Origin of the sequence: Lacrimispora xylanisolvens, assembly GCF_002934545.1 — a bacterium.
In the GTDB taxonomy this organism is placed as follows: Bacteria; Bacillota; Clostridia; order Lachnospirales; family Lachnospiraceae; genus Lacrimispora; species Lacrimispora xylanisolvens.
The window spans coordinates 78,134-94,870 of record NZ_PTJA01000002.1 but is presented as its reverse complement, the minus strand read 5'-3'; the positions used below and the strand labels follow the sequence as shown (position 1 = coordinate 94,870).

Here is a 16,737-nt window from a genome sequence, read left to right as displayed (position 1 = left end):
ACCATTATCTAAATGTACTTTGTCTTATTAAATTTTGGCTTAAATTTAAGTTTATTTAATTTAAGTTAAATTTTTATTCATAAATAAAAAAAGAGTGGCACACTGCCACCCATTTTAGAATTATACTGTTATGCTTTTTACACTATCCCTTTCCACGATTTGACTGTCCAAATATACTATTTTATAATAATCTGACTTTCCATTTGCCTTTTTTAAAAGCATTTTTACTGCAACAGCGGCCATCTCTTTCATATCCACATTATAAGTTGTAAGCTTCTTTGCCAGGGAATGCCCGTACAGGTAATTATCGTATCCTACCAGCGATATATCTTCCGGAACGCGATATCCCAACTGGGAAAGTCTGTCATAGAGAAAACCTGCAACGTAATCATTGCAGCACACAAATGCCGTGGGCAGGGTTTTTGGCAGCGATATCGCTGCCTTCTGGCTGACAACCTGGGGATCTGCAATCACCCACTCCTGATTCACTGGAACTCCCCACTCTTCCATTACTTTTCGATATCCGAAATAACGGTCACATAGGTTTTCATTTGTTTCTACTTCCCCCACATATCCGATGCTGCGGTGTCCCTTCTTTAACAGATACCGGGTCATTTTATACATTCCTATATAATTGTTGGACATAACAGAGGAACAGCCGGATTCCTCACATCTGAAATCCAGCAGAACCACGGGAACCTTCAGCACTTTAAGTATACAATCCAGATATATTTTTTCCAGTTTTCCGATCACAATAAGACCGTCAATTGCTTCGTCAGCAGCCAGGCGAGGCGGTTCAAGCTTCTTTTCCTGGTCAGTACTGATAATCTCAAGCGTTGTAAGCGCTTTGTGTGTGGAGGCAGCCCAGACTGCCTGCTGATACATTGTCCAATAAAAAGAGGTTCCAATACCAATATACTGCTCTGATACAATCACACCTATTGTAACTTTTCCTTGCGGGATTTTATTCTGCTTTGCATTGTCATAGCCCAGCTCTCTTGCCTTTTCAATAACCTGAGTTCTAACAGCTTCACTGACTCCCTTCTTGCCGGAAAGAGCATTTGATACCGTCACAATACTTGTCCCTAATTCGTTTGCAATATCTTTTAACGTCACTATTCTAGCCAAAGACTTACCTACCCCTTCTTTTTACGGTATTTCCTTCTTTTATAACACCATCCACCATTCGGATACCAAAGCTCTTGCCTTTTCCTTTGATTCTTTTTAAAAGTGTGTTAACACTGATCCGTGCCAATACTTTCTCATCAATTTCATACGTTGTCACTTTCAGCCCATCCGGATATTCATCCAAAAAACGGTCAAACGCTGCGATTGATACATCCTCCGGAATTCTCACGCCTCTTTCCCTCAGTTTCTCAATTAGTAAGGCAGTACTTCTTTCACAATTACAAACAAATGCGGCTGGCAGCTGTGAAGGTAAATCAAAATCGATTACAGAGCCATATTCATCCACGCTGCGGTCACAGATCAGGCTGGTATGATCAATATGGTTCAGTAACATTGCTTTACAATAACCCATATACCGGTCCATAATACTGTTTGTCGCTCTGGGTGTTCCAAGAAATACAATATCCTTATGACCGCATTCAATTAATCTTTCCGTTGCCTTCTGCATTCCCCTGAAACTGTCCGCAATGATAAAATCCATCTCTTTATCCACATCATAAAAATCCACACCCACTACAGGCACCTTTGAATTTTCCCTGACTAAATCCACGAACAAAGAGGCCATCTCACCAATAATCAAAAGCCCATCTATTTCAGCATCCGGAAATAGATAAACCGGATCTGCAATGCGTTCACAAGTTTCATCAATTACATCCAAAATTGTGATACAGTCCCGTTTAGCCGCCTCCTGCGCAATTTCTTTGTATATATGCATATAAAACGAAGGATATTCTTTTACATAACGTTCAGCAATCAAAACTCCGAAGCGATATGTCTGCCCACCATCCTGTGTTTTCGATGCACTCTTACGATATCCGGTTTCCTCTGCCAAAGCAAAGATCAGATTGCGCACCTGATCACTTGCCCCTTTCTTTCCAGAGAGCACATTTGATACAGTTACCACACTAACACCAGCCCGTTGAGCAATCATTTGCATTGTAACTTTTTTTTCCATTTAATTACCTGCTTCTATGCTTAATTTTAATTAAAATCAGATTAATTTTATCATTAAGTTTGCATAAGGTCAAATCCCTATTCTATCTATATTCCTATTTATCCTGTTATCGTAATAAAATTACCTGTTACCGTGATTTAGATCACGGTGATTTATTAATTTATTGATTATACTGGTTTTGTGGGTAGTTTGATAAAAAATAAACAAAGGAGGTTGTTTATGTTTCAGGAAGAATATTCAATGTTAGCAAAAGCGGCAGAAAACAAATCAAAGTTACTGAAAAAGAATCCTGTCGGATACTGGGTTGCGGCCATGCTGGCAGGTATTTATGTGGGTTTTGGAATTCTATTGATCTTCTCTGCCGGAGGGATGATTTCCAGTCAGCCTTACGTCAAGATTATTATGGGTGCATCTTTTGGCATCGCCCTCAGTCTTGTTGTTATGGCAGGAGCAGAACTGTTTACCGGCAATAATTTAGTAATGGCAGGCGGAATGTTCAGCGGTACGGTCACATTTTCGGAGACTGTCAGACTGTGGGTGGTCTGTTTACTTGGAAACTGGGCTGGCTCCATTCTCCTTGCTCTTATTTTCTGGGGTGCCGGGCTGGCAAAGGGGCCAGTTGGGGAATTTATGGCAAATGCTGCTGCTGCAAAAATGGCAATCCCCCTCATTCCTCTCTTTTTCAGAGCGGTTCTCTGCAACATCTTAGTTTGCCTTGCTATCTGGTGCAGTTTCCGTTGCAAATCAGAAAGCGGAAAATTAATCATGGTGTTCTGGTGTCTTTTTGCGTTTATAACAAGCGGTTATGAGCACAGCATTGCAAATATGACACTGCTCACGGTGGGAGTCTTAAGTCCCAACGGTGCGGCAGTTTCACTTTCCGGATATTTTTACAATATTCTGGTTGTAACTCTTGGAAATATGGCAGGCGGAATTTTATTTACTGCTGTTCCCTATTATCTGATTTCCGGAAAAAAGGAGGCTTAGCATGGGATATATCCTTAATACAAAAGAGATCAACCAAGTATTTCAAAACTGGAAAAAGGATTCCGTCATCTATGCTCCCATGCTGATGAAAAACGGAGGTGCTTTTTCTGATACGGACTCTGTTCACTACGGAGAAATCCAGTCCATTGACGAAATCGTATTTGATCAGAAGTCAGACTTTTCTTTTAAAGAAATACTTCTTCCCATCTCGGAGACCTTATTTTATTTTACGGAAGATTCGGTAAAGGAACCGGAAGCCCCTGTGAAACAGGCAATTATATTTCTGCGCAGCTGCGATCTTCATGCGGTGAAACGCTTAGATACCATGTATCTCCATAACGGGGCTGAAGACCCTTATTATAAACGTCTTCGGGACCGGGTGAAATTCGTACTTATGGGGTGTAAAGACTCCTTTGAGAGCTGTTTCTGTGTTGATATGGGTACCAATCGTTCAGACGACTACCATGCTTCCATGGAACTGTCGGAAGACGGGGTGAGAATTGATAATAAAAATCCGGAATGGGATGAGTTATTTGCTGCCAACTGTTCAAAACAGGCAGATGTAACCCCCTCTTACGTAACCGAGACTGAAACACAGGTCAGCATTCCTGAGTCTCTTTCCTTAGATGTCATGAAGTCATCCATGTGGAAACAATATGACAGCCGCTGCATCAACTGCGGACGGTGTAATTTTGTATGTCCGACCTGTACCTGTTTTACCATGCAGGATATTTTCTATACTGATAACGGTAAAGTTGGAGAACGCCGCAGAGTATGGGCTTCCTGTATGACGGATGGTTTTACGGATGTTGCAGGAGGCGGCAGCTACCGCCAGAACAACGGACAGCGCATGCGCTTTAAAGTTCTTCACAAGGTATATGACTACAAGAAACGTAATGGCATTCATATGTGCGTAGGCTGCGGCCGGTGCGACGATGTCTGCCCGGAGTACATCTCATTTTCCCACTGCATCAATCAGCTGGAAGATGCCATGAAGGAGGTAAATGGAAATGAATCATAATGAATATCTTCCTTTCCGTTCTGAAATCAAGGAGGTAATCCGCCATACGGACATTGAATACACATTTCGCATGGCTTATCATGGAGACGTAAAACCGGGACAGTTCTTTGAGGTTTCCATTCCAAAGTTCGGGGAAGCGCCTATTTCTGTCAGCGGCATCCGGGAGGATTCCGTAGATTTAACCATTCGCCGGGTAGGTAAGGTGACAGGAGAAATCTTTGAACGTTATCAGGGAGACAGCCTGTTTTTAAGAGGACCTTACGGCAATGGATTTGATATGGAAAATTTCCGCGGCAAAGAGCTTCTGGTCATAGCAGGCGGAACCGGGCTTTCTCCTGTAAAGGGTGTGGTTGATTATTTTTCCAGTCATATGGAAGAAACAAAGGGCATGACACTCATTGCCGGATTTAAGACACCCAGGGACATTCTCTTTCTGGAGGACTTCGGCAAATGGAAGCAGGCAATGGAAGTCATTCTGACTGTCGACTGTGCAGATGATGACACGGCATGCCAGATCGGACTGGTCACCCAGTATATACCAAAACTAAAGCTGAAGAACAAAGAAGAAACCACTGCTATTGTGGTGGGACCTCCTGCCATGATGCGCTTTACCACCCAGGGACTTCTGGATATCGGATTAAAGGAAGAAAATATCTGGATATCCCATGAACGGAAAATGTGCTGCGGAATCGGCAAATGTGGACACTGTAAAATTGATGACACCTATGTGTGCCTGGACGGACCTGTCTTTCCATTTACCAAAGGCCGCAAACTCTTGGATTAGAAAGGGGAACGTCTAATGGATATTAACACAAAGGAACTGAAAAAAAATGCTTTCCGGATAACGAAACACAGAGGTCTTACTGCCTCCCGCGTCCGGGTTCCAGGCGGTTATCTGGAAGCCAGATTTTTATCTATGATTCAGAATATTGCTGATACTTACGGTAATGGCACTGTACACATTACCTCCAGACAGGGGTTTGAGATCCCTGGAATCCCATTTGCGGATATTCCAAAGGTCAATGCTCTCCTGCAGCCGATTATTGAAGGACTGGGTATTAACCAGGAAAAATCAGGGGAGGGCTACAGCGCTGCGGGAACCCGGAATATAACCGCATGCATCGGCAATAACGTCTGCCCTTATGCCTGCTATAATACGGCGGATTTTGCAAAGAAAATAGAGAAAGCCATTTTCCCCAACAATCTCCATTTTAAGGTTGCATTAACCGGCTGTCCCAACGACTGTGCCAAGGTAAGGATGCATGATTTCGGCATTATGGGAATGACACTCCCCCACTACGATGCGGACCGCTGTGTCAATTGCGGCGCCTGTGTGAAAGCATGCAAGCGGAAATCTACCGGGGCTCTGGAAACAGTAAACTGCAAGGTAACCCGCAATCATGAGACCTGCATTGGCTGCGGGGAATGTGTACTTGCCTGCCCCACCAGAGCCTGGACCAGAAGTCAGGAGAAGTTTTACCGCCTCACCCTGCTTGGTCGTACTGGAAAGAAGAATCCCCGTTTGGGCGAGGATTTCATCAAATGGGCCGATGAGGACAGCATTTTAAAAATTATTTTAAACACTTATGATTATGTAACAAAATACATTGATACCACCGCTCCCGGCGGAAAGGAACACATCGGATATATCGTGGACCGGACCGGATTTGAAGAATTCTACCGTTGGGCAATGAAGGATGTGACTTTGCCGGAAGAGGCAGATGTTTATAAACCGCTTTACTGGAAGGGTGTCAAATATTAGGAAGCAACAAGCATGGTCGGAATCCATACTCCTGGATTCAGGCCATGCTTTTGTGCACTTAATTAATCTTTATCCTGAAACAGATTATTTAAAATAGTAATGACGAAAGCCGCAATCAGTGAATTGAGAAAGCCACCCATACTTATATTTCCAACAAGGGAATCGGCAATCATGATCGTCCATGCATTTACGATAAAGCTGAATAAGCCTAACGTCAACAAATTGGCCGGTAATGTAATCAACATAAGAATCGGTTTTATTATCAGATTTACAAGCAAAAGTACCATGCCCATAATGAAAAGCGAACCAAAGCTCCCTATATAAATGGTGTTTAATACCAATGACAGCAGATAGATTGCAAGAACAATAGATATATATTTTATAAACAATTTCATTGCCATACCTCCAATAATTGTGCATTCCCTGATTTTAATAAGCAGCGTCCCATTGTCAGTCTGTAGACTTAACAGAATTATATGATTAATCCAAATAAGAGTCAACAAATACATATTCACATCTTCGTAAATAATTTTCTATATTTCAATGGAGTAAGCCCCTTTATCTCACGAAAGCACTTAGAGAAATAGCTAATATCTGAAAATCCACAGCTTATTGCAATTTCATTCGCCTTTTCATCGGTTTCTGTTAATCGCTCCGCTGCTTTTTCTATGCGGTATTGAACCAGGTATCGAATCGGTGTGGTACCAATCACCTGGCTGAAACAGCGCAGGCACACACTTTTGCTTACAAATGCACTGTCTGCAATGGTATCCAGAGATAGTTCCTCAGAATAATGCTCTTCCATGTACTGTATCATAATCTTAGTCCGCTCGACGGATAATCTTTCCCGGTAACTTGTTTTTGCATCTGGCACTTTTTGATTGTTGTTTAAGAGCCGGAATGCTTTTGATAAACTGTAGCGTGTAAAATTTTCGTAATCATCTTTTTTATTCACTACTGCCTGCCATGCTTCTGACATATTTTTAATTAGATCTGCCTGCCAGGAAATGGAATGACTCAGATGCAGATATCGAAAGGATTTATCCTGTATCAAGGGAGTAATGAGCTTCTGCCAGAAAATACTGTCAATACTTCCGCCTATGAGCCTGGCGTGAAACACCAGGGAGTGGTATCTGGCTTCCACCGCTTTTCCATGGTCTATGTTGTGGAGCGCACCTGAATTGATAAATACAGCATCTCCCTCCATGAGCTGAATGGTTGTTTCTTCCACCTGTACCGGAGCGAACCCTTCTGTTATCATAATAAATTCAAACTCATCATGCCAATGCCATGGTACCGTTGTTAATGCTAAATCGTCTTCATAGCAGGCAATGGGAAACATAACACCTCCGTGACTGACCAGTTCTTTTCTGGTTTTATCCGTGATAACTTCACAAGCAGATAATGCCACAATCATACCCCCTTTCCATTTTTAGCAAAAACGAAGATATAATCATAGGAAATCGACGATTTCATTCTATAATTCTTACCTTTGCGCTGATATAATCATATCAACAAAGAAGGAGGATTACAAGATGACACATTTTCTTTTAGCAATTATCTATATAGCTTTTATCAGTCTTGGACTGCCAGATTCTTTACTGGGTTCTGCTTGGCCGTCCATATATACGGAATTCGGTGTGCCCCTTTCTTATGCAGGAATCATATCCATGATTATTGCATTTGGGACCATTGTTTCCAGTCTGCAAAGTGATCGGCTGACACGCACATTGGGAACCGGCAAAGTAACTGCCTTCAGTGTTGTTATGACTGCTCTTGCACTATTTGGTTTTTCTATGTCACATTCTTTTGCAATGCTTTGCCTTTGGGCGATTCCTTATGGTTTGGGCGCAGGCAGTGTTGATGCTTCACTCAATAATTATGTTGCCTTGCATTATGAGAGCAGGCACATGAGCTGGCTGCATTGCATGTGGGGAATCGGTGCAACTTTAGGACCTTATATTATGGGCTTTGCACTAACAGGTGGAAATGGCTGGAATATGGGTTATCGTTATATTGGTATCTTGCAGATCCTGTTGACAGCAGTACTCTTTTTCAGCCTTCCACTTTGGAAAAGTTCAAAAACTACTGCTCCGGTCAGCACGGATACAAGTAAGAAGCCACTGTCCTTACATCAAATCTTCCGTATTCCAGGTGCAAAAGAAGTTATGCTTTGCTTTTTTTGTTACTGTGCATTAGAGCAGACGACTGGGCTTTGGGCAAGCAGTTATCTGACACTGTATAAGGGCATCGCCCCGGAAACGGCAGCCAGTTTTGCCAGTTTATTCTTTATTGGGATTACAATCGGCCGGGCAATCAGTGGATTTATTACAATGAAATTAAATAATGTTCAGATGATTCGACTGGGCCAGATTTTAATTGCAGTGGGAATATTTACAATGTTACTTCCTGCCATGCAGATATTTTCCCTCATTGGCCTGATTTTAATTGGTCTTGGGTGCGCCCCCATTTATCCCTGCATCATACATTCCACTCCAACACATTTTGGGGCGGAACGTTCTCAAGCGATTATTGGAGTGCAAATGGCAAGTGCCTATATTGGTACCTGCCTCATGCCTCCTATATTTGGAATACTGGCAAATAAGATAACTGTGGCATTATTGCCATTGTATCTGCTGGCTGTTTTACTTATTATGATCCTTATGCATGAATTATTAACACGTAAAACCGGCTCTTGAAAGGGACAGGAAAGTGAGGGTTGAATCTGGAACCATTTATTCTGCCATGGACTTATTGCACAGGGAACAGTTAGCACAGTCAGAAGGGCTGCAGTGCATTCCCGGCCGTGCAAACGGTTCTATGGTAAATCCGCACGATTCCAGTTCATATCTGTCATTTTCAATCAATACTTCTCCTGATTCAGGAAGAAACTCTACTTTAATCCCGGATACAGTGAGGACCTCATCATAGAGTGGATGGGGCTTTATGTGGGGAGAATACTTTCTCATTACCGCTTCCTCAGTCTGAACATAGATGGAGTGATCACAGGTGATGAGACTTTTGATCTCCCCGCTTTCCGTAAACGAAAGAGAATTACTGTCAGCATTGATTCCAATCTGGTCCGGATCGTAAGCGGTTATTCTTCCAATGGGAGTTGATACCAGGACAGGCTCTGCCGGTTCTACTGATTTTAAGTTTCCCGACTCATACAAGGAAAGTCCCACCTTAGTTTCCACCATTCCCATGGGAGTCCGTATGGCAGCCCTTTCCCCCGGAAAAAGTGTGATACTTTTTATATCTCCGCTTTTATAAAAACAAAGACCATTAATCATTGCCCGAAATTCCGTAAAGCCCAGATCAAAGGTCAGGGAAATGTTAAGCTCCCGTTCATCTTCCTCTGTCCAAAAACCGCTGATCTGTCCATCGAGGATAAATATTCGGTGAAGCTCTCCAGTTGGGTAAAATTTAATCAGTTCAACCGGAAGCTCTCCAATGGGGGTAAGGACCTCCTGCTGCTCTTCTAACGCCACACTCACCACCATTCCCTGCCTGTCAAATTCTACAGACGGCTTCTTTTTTCTTCTGCCGTTTTCCGTATAAGCCGGAATTAATTCTCCTGCCTGGGTAACAATCATATTTTTTTCCGACAGGGTTACTCCTGATAATTCTCCGTTTGGATGACAGAGAAAGGAATCTACTCCACCCAGGATTCCATAAGGGGTCTGAAGCGTCCCAGCGTCTAAAACCATATAATTTTGCATATTTTCCACCTCCTGCTAACACTGTTTTCTGGTTATGGTTATATGTACTTTCCCATTTCCGTTAAGCACCTTTTTTTCATAGGAATCATATGTTTCAAGCCATGGCGGAATATGGGCACAGACAAGCTGCAATTCGAGAAACGGAGTATGGGAAAGGAAGGGCAAAAGTGCCTTTTTGGATGATATCTCAGGGCACTCTTTCTGAAGCTGGACCAAATCCAGAAAATAGATTCCAGGTGTCTGCGTTTCCACAGGACCGGCATTCTGAATCATTGCTTCTTTCCTTCTGCGTTTTTCATCACTTTCCTCTATATCCTTTATCATTCCGTCAAAAGTGTCCTGGTCCGCTTTTTCTGAACAAAAGATGCAATATCCGTTTTGGTTAAATACGGAAAATGGGATTCCTGAAAGTTCTCTGCACAAAACTGCTTTCGCATCTTCTGCGAGAGTCATGATTGCTTCCGCTTCTTTTCTCAGTTTTTCAATGGTATTTCCTGTTATGGGAGAAAAGGAAGCGGTACGCACCACCTGCCACTGTTCCCCCACCTTTTCAAAAATTTCCACCAGGTTGCAATACAAAAAAGGAACCAGTTCCTGATCTTTGCTGATCACTGCTATTTTTTCCACCCGTCTGCTCCTCCTTTACCCGTTGATTTCAACCACATTACCATGGATCAGTTTTGCAAGAAACTCCTCCAGCTCAAGCCTTGCATCTTCTTCATCAATATTTTTTTCCTCAGATAACAGAGTGATTAATTCCTCCACTCCCGCTCCCCTCTCCAGGCTGTTCCATAAGAAGATACAGATCTCATTTACCGATGGCAGACCGTCTAAGGAACCGTTCTGGCTGTCTCTTTCATCGAAAATACAGAATTCTCCTCCCAGTTCCATTAAAGCAAATCCAGGCTTCAGCTTTACTTTTCTGATGTTCATATCAGCTCCTTAACCTTTCTACATCCACTCCGCTTTTTATCAGTTCTAAATCTTCTCTGTCATATCCGGTACTCACCATGACCGCTCCGGTTGTCAGCCACATGACAATCATCCCACAGATCTTTTGAATCGTGAGGATCATCAGGTATGCACTGATTTCCTCATTCTGAAAACATTTCTTCATGGATTCTGTCAGGTACTTTTCTGCTTCTGATCCAGCTTGATAGTTAATTAAATCATCTTTTTTCAGTACTCCAAACTTCTTTACGGTCTGATAATAGGCTACTGCAGATTCAATTCTGCGTTTCTCCTCTTTCGCCTGAACCGTGGTATATCCACCTGCATAGATGACTGGCGCACAACCCATTAATCCTGCAATTCTACCCCGCAGCATCTGCTTGTCGTAATAATTGGTTTTGGGATCCCCAATCCGCTCTTTAATTCCATCTATCCGCCTGTTTATCCGGCTGTTATCCGCATTTCCTTTCATAATTGTATAAGAACCGGCAGCTGTCACTGCTTTTACCCGCCCCAGCATGGCGGGCGAAATTTCTTCCATCTGACAAGGATAAATACCGTCAAAAACCATGGTATCCGTATACACCGCAGCATCCTCAAAAAGATCTTCTTTTCTCCTGCCAATCCCCGGCGCCTTCATGGCTCTTACATGAATGCGGTTCTGTTTTACATTTGCACTCAGAAGAGTCAGGGCTTCCCCCTCTATCCCGTCAGCCAGAATAAAAAGGTTCTGCTGTCCAATCTTTTGAAGAAGGGGGTAGATGCCTGAAAAGGAAATAATGGGGGTTTTTACAATCAGAACAAGGGCATCCCCTACCGTTCCTTCCGCCCCCACTGTCAAACCTCCATCAAGACGCATTCCTTTTATTATTTCAAGCCTGGTTTCCCCAGACATGGATTCTTTTACAACCAGTTCCCCCGCTTCTGATCCTTCCACAATCATTTGGGCAGTCCTCTGGTCTTTGGTGATTCCTTCTATTAAATCCGGGTTTATATCAGGCAGGGGGATTGCTTTTTCACCAACAAATTCTTCCACCGCTGTTGCAGCGGCTTTTAATTCCCGGGCAAGAAGTACCGGACTGATTCCAGACGCAGATTTCCTTTCGCAGTAAGCCAGAAGCTGGGCTGCAAGACGGGCTGACTCCCCCGTTCCGCAGCCTGCTGCCTGATTGATTTCACCAATGGCTGCAGCTGCCAGACGGATTCCCTGGTTAAAAAACAAATCTGTTCCCTCAAGCTTTCCAGCTACCTCAGAAGCAGCAAAACTGTAAGCACCATTTACCATTACCTGCCCCTCACAGGAGAGAACGCGGCAGAGACTTAAAATTCCCTCTGCCATTTTTTTTCTGCCATCTTCAAATTTGATTTTCCGAATCATTCTTCTTCCCTCCATTCATTATGGATTTTAAAAGATTTTCCCCTTTTTTGATATCTGCACTGCTTACATTTAGATCAAACTTACGGGCTGCACTATGGACAAATTCGTAAAGGTTGCAGTTACCGGCACGCTCCCCGATCCCAAGCAGTGTCCCATCTACCATATCAGCCCCGGAAAGTGCCATAACCATGGAATTGGCCACTGCCATTCCAAAGTCATTATGCTCATGAACCTCGATCATAATTCCTGTCTGCTTTATTTCCCGCACCAGCTCCCCTGCCCGTCTGGGGAACAGCACCCCAACCGTATCTGCAAGGCGAATGGTTTCCACTCCCTTTTGACGCATCAGACGAATTAAAGATACCAGGAAAGCCACATCTGCCCTTGACGCATCTTCCAGACCTACCGTAATGGGGATGTTATAATTCCTGGCGACTTCCATACATTCCTGAAGGGAATTTTCAATCCATTTTTTATTTTTCCCTAATTTATTATATATCTGAGCATAGGATACAGGAGTGCCGATATGAATCAGATCCGGTTTCTGTCTGGCTGACTCTTCCACATTTTCAGGGTTTAATTTAGACCATAGGGAGATGGCTGCCTGTTTTTTCTTTTTCATAATTTCGCTGATATAATGAACGCCCTCTGTACCTACATCGTAAATCCCTGCCTCGATTTCGGAAACACCGATGCTGTCTAAAAACAAAGCCAGACGCACTTTATCAGAAGGTGAGAATACAACACCCGGACACTGTTCGCCATCACGAAGAGTGGTATCAACTATTTTGATTCGCCTTTTCATACTTATCACACTCACTCATCATTGTTAAAAACTCTTCATCAGTTACTTCCCCGCCCTTTTTAATACTGAGACGCTTTACCATTTCTAAAAGATGCTCTACCGGATAACAGTCCTCCATCTGGTACTGCTTCAGCTTATACCGAATGGATGTGCCTCCCGAATGTTTTCCCAGAATCACCTTTCTTGATGCTCCCACAAGCTCGGGAGGAAAGGATTCGTAATTGGATGGCTTTTTCAAAACGCCATCCACGTGCAGCCCCGATTCTACATAAAAGATCTTTCTTCCAATAACGGGGGTATGACCCGGTATCTGTGTGTTTGTCATGGCTTCAAAGATATCTCGTAAGTCCGCCAGCTTCTCAAAGCTGTTGTTGGGTTTATAACGTTCCACCACCCTCATGGCAAGAATGACCTGTTCCGTAGCTGCCTTGTTTCCGATCCCGGTAAAGGTAGTCATCACCGTTCCGTTATGGTGATTTTGTAAATAATCAGCAGCAATGGCAGAAGCACAATAGCAGGAGTTTTCCGGATACAGGATGGGAGAAGCCTGGATTAACAGCTTCATCCCCCGCTCATAAATATCACGGCTTTCATAGATGAGTAAATCGTCCAGCCCCGTAAGTCTTAACCGGTTATCTGGTCTGGCACATTCCAGCCCCCTTAACTCCGATACATCATTGACCTGTATATTACGTATATATTTTCCTGTACCATCGCAAAAAGAAGAAAAAAAGAAATGAATTCCGGGATATTTAACGCTTTCCGATGGACTGGGAAGTTCCATATACCAGATGATCCCCTGAGGTAAGTCCCCCTGCATCAGCTGATAAACTCTTGGGGTTAACACGGCTCCCCATATGCAAAGACTCTCTAATGTCCGGGCAAATTCATACACCAGTTCCTTTTTTAACGGATATTCCTCCAGCATCGTCAGTGTGGCATCAATGATTTTAATCAACAGCAGCCCCTCCTTTTTCCTGTGCTTCCTTCCGCATCATTCCAGGTATTAAATCAATAAATCACCAACCGGATTTCCTCCTTCAAAATGCTCATCAAATATACGTTCCACATCATCCTCTGATACATTGCCATACCAGACTCCTTCCGGATAAACCACCACAACAGGACCCTTGTCACAGATCCCAAAGCACCCGGTATTGTTGATCACTACTTCTCCGGAAAGATCCCTGTCTTCAATCTCCTGCATAAAAGCCTGGATTAAGTCAACCGCTCCCTTCTGGTAACACATCCCTTTTTGTGTCCCGTTGATTCTGCAGCTTGTGCAGATAAATACATGATATTTTGGCTGTACCATCTTTCTCCTCCTCTTACATGGCTTCCGCCGCTTTTTTTACCGCATCTTCAATCATGTCATAGGTATTCACCGGCTTAATGCCCAGTTTTGTCAGCTTTTTGGCTGGTTCCATACCGATACGCATGGCAATGACTCCGCTGCAGCCATTTAAAGCAGCTATAATCCGTTCTATTTTATCCTCTTTTTCCCCGCACTCTTCTTCCCCCTGACAGTACTGCTCAACACTTCGTTTACCTGCAAACCGGACTTCTCCGTTGCGGTAGTCATACAAATAAAATTCCTTTGCATGACCAAAGTGGGTATCCACTACCACCCCGCTTTTGGAAGCGACTGCAAAACGAAGGCTTTTTGAAACAGGAACGAGAACCGGTCTTTCCTCTGCCACAAATCCTTTTAATTGTATGGATTTGTCATCGGTCAGGGTTCCAACTGCATCTGCCCGGCAGTGCTGGCAGTGATACATCTGGGGCATGATCTCTTCACACTGCTTTCTGATCTCATTTAACTGTTTGTTTGAAACCGGCTCCACATGTTCCAGCGCACTCCCCTTCACCGGAATCATCTGCATAATATTGGTAATAAAGCATCCCAGTGATTTGACGGTCTTTACAACCTCCGGTACATGGCTGTCATTGATTCCTTTCACTGTCACAATATTAACTTTTACCAGTATTCCATTGGCAATTAACTGCCTGATTCCCGCAATCTGGTTTGCCACCATAAGGGCTCCTGCTGCGTCACCGGTGTATTCCCTGCCCATATACCGGATATACTGGTACATCTGTCCACTGATATGGGGATCCACCGCATTCATGGTTACGGTTACATGGGAAACGCCCAGTTCCTTTAGTTCCAGCGCATACTGGGGAAGCTTCAGTCCATTGGTAGAAAGACAGAAGGTTACGTTGGGATCCTGTTTTCTTATGAGTTCAAACACGTTTCTTACATTCTCCCAGTTTTCCAGGGCTTCCCCAGGTCCGGCTATCCCCACAACAGTTAAGTTTGGCATTTTCTCCTTCACTGACAGATAGCGGTTAAGTGCTTCCTCAGGTGTCAGAATGGAAGAAGTGACTCCCGGACGGCTTTCATTGGGGCAGTCAAATTTTCTTACACAGTAGCCGCACTGAACATTGCAGGCAGGTGCTACCGGAAGATGGATTCTGGCAAACTGATGAGCCTGGCAATTATAGCAGGGGTGCTCCTTTGTCTTACGCTTCATGATCTCTTCCGCAGATTCCGGTTCCTTCTTCTGATCAATGGCTGTACCTTTATAATACGTATCATATAAAGTCTCCCGAAATGTGGTTTCAACCGTGTCGATCAGCTGATTTGCAATCTCATCCATATATTCTACCGATCCTTCATAGCCAAGCATTTTAAGCCGCTGTCCTCCCACATGATCATGTATGGGAAATCCTCTTCGAACCAGGGGAAGGTGTAAATCTTCTGCGATACGCCTTCCGTCAGAACTGCCTGCAAGGATATTGGCCTTATAGGTAACAATCATCTCCTCAATATCCTTAAAATCCGCTTTATCTGCAATTTTATACTCATCTACCAGGTACAGACCTGCAAGATCAGAAATCTCCGGTCTGATCAGTCCGTCAAGTTCCGGACTTGCCGATCCCGCTGCACAGACTACCGGCATGACTCCGCATTCACACATCATGCGCACAGTGGAATATACCAGATCCGGTTCCCCAAATACAGCCGCTCTTCCTGAAGAATGGTATTTATGAGAATCAATCATGGCATCTAAATAGCGCCCTCTCTCTTTTTTTAATTCATCAGGGATTTCTTTCCCGGAAATATGGGACAGTGTATTTAAAAATGCATCCGTATCCCTTAATCCTACTGGCAGGGGCAGCCGCTCATAAGGTACTCCATATGTTTCGGATAAATATTCTCCCACAGAATTCTTATGGTGAAATGCGGTCAATTCCAATGTAAATCTGGCTCCACCCATCTGCTTTAACTGTGCCAGATCCGTTCCCTCATGAGGAAGGCGGTTGTAACTGGGGTCGTGGGCTCCGTCTAAATTATCGGATAAGTCAGGAAGGAGAACGGCATCAATTCCAAAAAGGGAGAACATCCTTTTTAAATATCTGGTATCTGCCGGGCTTATGGGTGCCGTGATTACATTCACCAGATGATTCTTTTCTGTCTCCATTTTAATAGAAGAAACAATGGCAGAAAGAGCTGCGAAATATCCCTCATACTGGCTTCCACTGTATCCAGGGGAATGGCAGGGAATCAGTGTAATGTCCTCATACCCTGGATTTTCTTCCAGAAAAGACTGGAGTATTCCCGGAACATCCTCTCCTATGGTTTCTGCCAGGCATGTTGTCATGACACCGATGATTTCAGGGTGGTAAAGCTCAATTAAATTTTTTAATCCTTTTTTTAAATTTTCACTGCCGCCATAGACGGTTCCCTGTTCAGTCAGGGATGAGGAAGCAATATCCACCGGTTCATTGTAGTGGGTCGCCATATGACGCCGGATGTAGGTAGCACACCCCTGTGAACCGTGAAGGATTGTCATGCAGTTCTTCAGACCGTAGAATGCCGTTGCACTCCCCATGGGCATACACATTTTACAGGGATTGATATTTAAATTCACCAGAGGTTTTACTTCACTCTTCATCGTCATTCC

At 43.6% G+C, this 16,737-nt stretch carries 17 protein-coding genes; 5 read left to right on the top strand and 12 right to left on the bottom strand.

The window, feature by feature from the left end:
• Positions 1–120 precede the first annotated feature (120 nt).
• Complete coding sequence (locus BXY41_RS03770; protein ID WP_104434832.1) at positions 121–1,128, bottom strand: LacI family DNA-binding transcriptional regulator; 1,008 nt, start codon at positions 1,126–1,128, stop codon at positions 121–123.
• Between the two features lie 4 nt (positions 1,129–1,132).
• Complete coding sequence (locus tag BXY41_RS03765; protein ID WP_104434830.1) at positions 1,133–2,143, bottom strand: LacI family DNA-binding transcriptional regulator; 1,011 nt, start codon at positions 2,141–2,143, stop codon at positions 1,133–1,135.
• 219 nt (positions 2,144–2,362) lie between these two features.
• Between BXY41_RS03765 and BXY41_RS03760 the strand changes: the two genes are divergently transcribed.
• The 4 genes from BXY41_RS03760 to asrC are packed head-to-tail and all read left to right on the top strand — an operon-like array spanning position 2,363 to position 5,913.
• The gene (locus BXY41_RS03760; protein ID WP_104434828.1) at positions 2,363–3,130 is read left to right on the top strand and encodes a formate/nitrite transporter family protein; all 768 of its coding nucleotides are present in this window, start codon (positions 2,363–2,365) and stop codon (positions 3,128–3,130) included.
• A 1-nt stretch (position 3,131) separates the two neighbouring features.
• Positions 3,132–4,151 (top strand): anaerobic sulfite reductase subunit AsrA, encoded by a 1,020-nt coding sequence (asrA, locus tag BXY41_RS03755; RefSeq protein WP_104434826.1) that lies wholly within the window; start codon positions 3,132–3,134, stop codon positions 4,149–4,151.
• Complete coding sequence (gene asrB, locus BXY41_RS03750; protein ID WP_104434824.1) at positions 4,141–4,935, top strand: anaerobic sulfite reductase subunit AsrB; 795 nt, start codon at positions 4,141–4,143, stop codon at positions 4,933–4,935. Before asrA ends, asrB begins: the two co-directional genes overlap by 11 nt.
• A 15-nt stretch (positions 4,936–4,950) precedes the next feature.
• Entirely contained in the window at positions 4,951–5,913 is a 963-nt protein-coding gene (gene asrC, locus BXY41_RS03745) for a sulfite reductase subunit C (protein ID WP_104434823.1), read from the top strand.
• Between the two features lie 62 nt (positions 5,914–5,975).
• Here the strand turns inward: asrC and BXY41_RS03740 are convergent, their stop codons facing one another.
• On the bottom strand, positions 5,976–6,308 hold the full coding sequence (locus BXY41_RS03740; protein WP_104434821.1) for a phage holin family protein: 333 nt from the start codon (positions 6,306–6,308) through the stop codon (positions 5,976–5,978).
• Between the two features lie 116 nt (positions 6,309–6,424).
• Positions 6,425–7,324, bottom strand: a complete 900-nt coding sequence (locus BXY41_RS03735) for a helix-turn-helix domain-containing protein (protein ID WP_170072200.1) — start codon at positions 7,322–7,324, stop codon at positions 6,425–6,427.
• Positions 7,325–7,448: 124 nt separating this feature from the next.
• On the opposite strand from BXY41_RS03735, the gene BXY41_RS03730 reads away from it, so the two are divergent.
• The gene (locus tag BXY41_RS03730) at positions 7,449–8,612 is read left to right on the top strand and encodes an MFS transporter (protein WP_104434817.1); all 1,164 of its coding nucleotides are present in this window, start codon (positions 7,449–7,451) and stop codon (positions 8,610–8,612) included.
• A 36-nt stretch (positions 8,613–8,648) separates the two neighbouring features.
• Here BXY41_RS03730 and BXY41_RS03725 read toward each other — a convergent pair whose 3' ends face one another.
• The 8 genes from BXY41_RS03725 to BXY41_RS03690 are packed head-to-tail and all read right to left on the bottom strand — an operon-like array spanning position 8,649 to position 16,728.
• Positions 8,649–9,635: a hypothetical protein gene (locus tag BXY41_RS03725; protein WP_104434815.1), complete on the bottom strand. Its 987-nt coding sequence runs from the start codon at positions 9,633–9,635 to the stop codon at positions 8,649–8,651.
• Positions 9,636–9,650: 15 nt separating this feature from the next.
• Complete coding sequence (locus BXY41_RS03720) at positions 9,651–10,262, bottom strand: Fe-only nitrogenase accessory AnfO family protein (RefSeq protein ID WP_104434813.1); 612 nt, start codon at positions 10,260–10,262, stop codon at positions 9,651–9,653.
• A gap of 15 nt (positions 10,263–10,277) precedes the next feature.
• Positions 10,278–10,568 carry a PqqD family protein gene (locus tag BXY41_RS03715; protein WP_104434811.1) on the bottom strand — a complete coding sequence of 97 codons (291 nt, stop codon included), beginning with the start codon at positions 10,566–10,568 and terminating at the stop codon, positions 10,278–10,280.
• A gap of 1 nt (position 10,569) precedes the next feature.
• On the bottom strand, positions 10,570–11,964 hold the full coding sequence (locus BXY41_RS03710; RefSeq protein WP_104434809.1) for a TCP-1/cpn60 chaperonin family protein: 1,395 nt from the start codon (positions 11,962–11,964) through the stop codon (positions 10,570–10,572).
• Positions 11,942–12,769: a hydroxymethylglutaryl-CoA lyase-like TIM-barrel protein gene (locus BXY41_RS03705; RefSeq protein WP_104434807.1), complete on the bottom strand. Its 828-nt coding sequence runs from the start codon at positions 12,767–12,769 to the stop codon at positions 11,942–11,944. The genes BXY41_RS03710 and BXY41_RS03705 overlap by 23 nt, the downstream gene beginning before the upstream one ends.
• The gene (locus tag BXY41_RS03700; protein WP_104434805.1) at positions 12,744–13,727 is read right to left on the bottom strand and encodes a homocitrate synthase/isopropylmalate synthase family protein; all 984 of its coding nucleotides are present in this window, start codon (positions 13,725–13,727) and stop codon (positions 12,744–12,746) included. The genes BXY41_RS03705 and BXY41_RS03700 overlap by 26 nt, the downstream gene beginning before the upstream one ends.
• 48 nt (positions 13,728–13,775) lie before the next feature.
• The gene (locus tag BXY41_RS03695) at positions 13,776–14,084 is read right to left on the bottom strand and encodes a 2Fe-2S ferredoxin (protein ID WP_104434803.1); all 309 of its coding nucleotides are present in this window, start codon (positions 14,082–14,084) and stop codon (positions 13,776–13,778) included.
• Between the two features lie 13 nt (positions 14,085–14,097).
• Positions 14,098–16,728, bottom strand: a complete 2,631-nt coding sequence (locus BXY41_RS03690; protein ID WP_104434801.1) for a nitrogenase component 1 — start codon at positions 16,726–16,728, stop codon at positions 14,098–14,100.
• Positions 16,729–16,737: the final 9 nt, after the last annotated feature.

Excerpts from the sequence above, each read along its gene's own strand:
- BXY41_RS03740 (WP_104434821.1), bottom strand. The coding sequence starts at position 6,308 with ATGAAATTGTTTATAAAATATATATCTATTGTTCTTGCAATCTATCTG.
- asrB (WP_104434824.1), top strand. The coding sequence starts at position 4,141 with ATGAATCATAATGAATATCTTCCTTTCCGTTCTGAAATCAAGGAGGTA.
- BXY41_RS03730 (WP_104434817.1), top strand. The coding sequence starts at position 7,449 with ATGACACATTTTCTTTTAGCAATTATCTATATAGCTTTTATCAGTCTT.
- BXY41_RS03690 (WP_104434801.1), bottom strand. The coding sequence starts at position 16,728 with ATGAAGAGTGAAGTAAAACCTCTGGTGAATTTAAATATCAATCCCTGT.
- asrC (WP_104434823.1), top strand. The coding sequence starts at position 4,951 with ATGGATATTAACACAAAGGAACTGAAAAAAAATGCTTTCCGGATAACG.
- BXY41_RS03710 (WP_104434809.1), bottom strand. The coding sequence starts at position 11,964 with ATGATTCGGAAAATCAAATTTGAAGATGGCAGAAAAAAAATGGCAGAG.
- BXY41_RS03725 (WP_104434815.1), bottom strand. The coding sequence starts at position 9,635 with ATGCAAAATTATATGGTTTTAGACGCTGGGACGCTTCAGACCCCTTAT.
- asrA (WP_104434826.1), top strand. The coding sequence starts at position 3,132 with ATGGGATATATCCTTAATACAAAAGAGATCAACCAAGTATTTCAAAAC.
- BXY41_RS03705 (WP_104434807.1), bottom strand. The coding sequence starts at position 12,769 with ATGAAAAGGCGAATCAAAATAGTTGATACCACTCTTCGTGATGGCGAA.
- BXY41_RS03695 (WP_104434803.1), bottom strand. The coding sequence starts at position 14,084 with ATGGTACAGCCAAAATATCATGTATTTATCTGCACAAGCTGCAGAATC.
- BXY41_RS03715 (WP_104434811.1), bottom strand. The coding sequence starts at position 10,568 with ATGAACATCAGAAAAGTAAAGCTGAAGCCTGGATTTGCTTTAATGGAA.
- BXY41_RS03765 (WP_104434830.1), bottom strand. The coding sequence starts at position 2,143 with ATGGAAAAAAAAGTTACAATGCAAATGATTGCTCAACGGGCTGGTGTT.
- BXY41_RS03760 (WP_104434828.1), top strand. The coding sequence starts at position 2,363 with ATGTTTCAGGAAGAATATTCAATGTTAGCAAAAGCGGCAGAAAACAAA.